At 59.7% G+C, this 1,868-nt stretch carries 3 protein-coding genes; 2 read left to right on the forward strand and 1 reads right to left on the reverse strand.

Annotated features, from left to right (window positions below; translation table 11 throughout):
* Window positions 1–80: 80 nt before the first annotated feature.
* Entirely contained in the window at window positions 81–224 is a 144-nt protein-coding gene (locus tag CRO46_RS20045; RefSeq protein WP_179759137.1) for a hypothetical protein, read from the reverse strand.
* An 803-nt stretch (window positions 225–1,027) separates the two neighbouring features.
* On the opposite strand from CRO46_RS20045, the gene CRO46_RS19740 reads away from it, so the two are divergent.
* Window positions 1,028–1,258 carry a hypothetical protein gene (locus CRO46_RS19740; RefSeq protein ID WP_097109028.1) on the forward strand — a complete coding sequence of 77 codons (231 nt, stop codon included), beginning with the start codon at window positions 1,028–1,030 and terminating at the stop codon, window positions 1,256–1,258.
* A 148-nt stretch (window positions 1,259–1,406) separates the two neighbouring features.
* Entirely contained in the window at window positions 1,407–1,637 is a 231-nt protein-coding gene (locus tag CRO46_RS19745) for a hypothetical protein (RefSeq protein WP_097109028.1), read from the forward strand.
* Window positions 1,638–1,868: the final 231 nt, after the last annotated feature.

Consider the following 1,868-nt stretch of genomic DNA (forward strand, 5'->3'; position numbering starts at 1 on the left):
CCTACCGGTTTCCCCGCCTAAGACGCGCCTTTCCTGGCGCTCTGCCAAAACCCCGGCCGCAAGGTCGGGGTTTTTCGCGTTCAGCTGGCCGGATGAGTGAAGCGGTAGCTGTTGCCGCCGGCGTCGAACAGATGCAGCTTGGCCCTTCTGGCCTTAAAGCCAAGCTTTTCGCCGGCTCGCAGCTGCTGATGGCACGGCATCCTGGCAGTGATCGGTTCGATCAAGACGGATCCTGGCTGCGACCGGTCCGGGCTTGTCCCGAGCAACGCCCGAATCACCAGGCTGCAGTTGAAGCGCTGGAGCAGACCGCCGGTGCGGGCAGTTCGGTTCCGCAAGCTGAGGTCAGCTGCCGTACCCGCGAGATGACGAGAGGATCTCCCGGTTTCATCTCTCACCGACAGCATGGCCGGTCGCGATCGCCCAGTCTGTCGGTGACAAGCTTGCGCGAAGAGATTTTCCTGCTTGCGATTGCAGATGTGCATCTCCGGCGTTGTGTACGAGGCGTCGGGCACGGGACCTTGTTCGGGCCAGGCAGGCTGGGTGAGACCGCTGAAAGCCCTCTAGTTGCGTCCAAGTTCAGTCACGGGAGGTCAGGGCTGATCACGTGTCTTGTGAGCGAGCGTGAAAATGCGGCCATGCAGGAGGATGGCGCTGCGGATTTCGCGTCAACGGCCGTTTTTTTTAAAGCGCGAGAACCCCGGAAACGCGGGATTCAGCTCCTCCAGAACACAACAGATTGTGAACGGTGCATTACCGCTACGGTTGACGGCGCCCAGTCTCCACACCTTGCGGCAACGAGATAAAATATTGATATATTTGAACTTAATAAGTTTCATCGAAAAGCAAAAAAGCCGGAGATCACGCAACTGGCACGCAGTGTTCACACGCCTGTGGCTCGCAAGTCATCCGCAGCAGGCCTATTTCTAGCTCATCGGACGGCGCGGCCTGAACGACACAGGATCGTAGGGCCGGATCGTTCAGGACACATCGAAGAACGAACCGCAACAACACCTAAAGGACTACCACAATGAACAAGATCATCATCGCACTCGGCCTCACTCTCGCAGCCTCCACCGGCGCATTCGCACAGTCGCCCAACGACTATGTCGAACTCAACGCTCCGGTGCACGGCCCGGCCGCTGAAGAATATGCGGCCGAACAGGGCGGCATCGACTACACCGCCACCGCCTCGTTCGACCGCTCCGCTGCGGCCGACAACGGCGACAAGGGCTACACCGAGCTTCAGTTCAACCGCTAATCCCAAGCCGGCAGGATGAAGCCGGGCACCTCCAGCCGGTTTCATCCAACGCCCGCCCCACCCGACCGGGGTGAACAGTGCGGCACCGGAACCTACCAGTTGCCTGCACGTTCAGCACCGGAACCAGCTTCATCAAAGGACAAATACCATGAACAAGATCATCATCGCACTCGGCCTCACTCTCGCAGCTTCCACAGGCGCATTCGCACAGTCGCCCAACGACTATGTCGAACTCAACGCTCCGGTGCACGGCCCGGCCGCTGAAGAATATGCGGCTGAACAGGGCGGCATCGACTACACCGCCACCGCCTCGTTCGACCGCTCCGCTGCGGCCGACAACGGCGACAAGGGCTACACCGAGCTTCAGTTCAACCGCTAAGTTCAGGACACAAGGATGAAGCCGGCTGCTCCCAGCCCCCATCCTCCCCGCCGGCTTCATCTCATCCGGACTGAAATCCAAGGGCGGACGGAAATGCTGTGAAACTTTTTCTCAAGCCCGCCCGTACTCCCCTCAAGACCCTCAGCCAACAGGTCATGAACTCCAACGCAGCTCCGGCGACGGATTGCACGCTTCAGACCACAACAGACAAAGGACCACGACCATGAACAA

It is taken from the genome of Parahoeflea halophila, from assembly GCF_900220985.1.
Taxonomy (GTDB): domain Bacteria; phylum Pseudomonadota; class Alphaproteobacteria; order Rhizobiales; family Rhizobiaceae; genus Hoeflea; species Hoeflea halophila.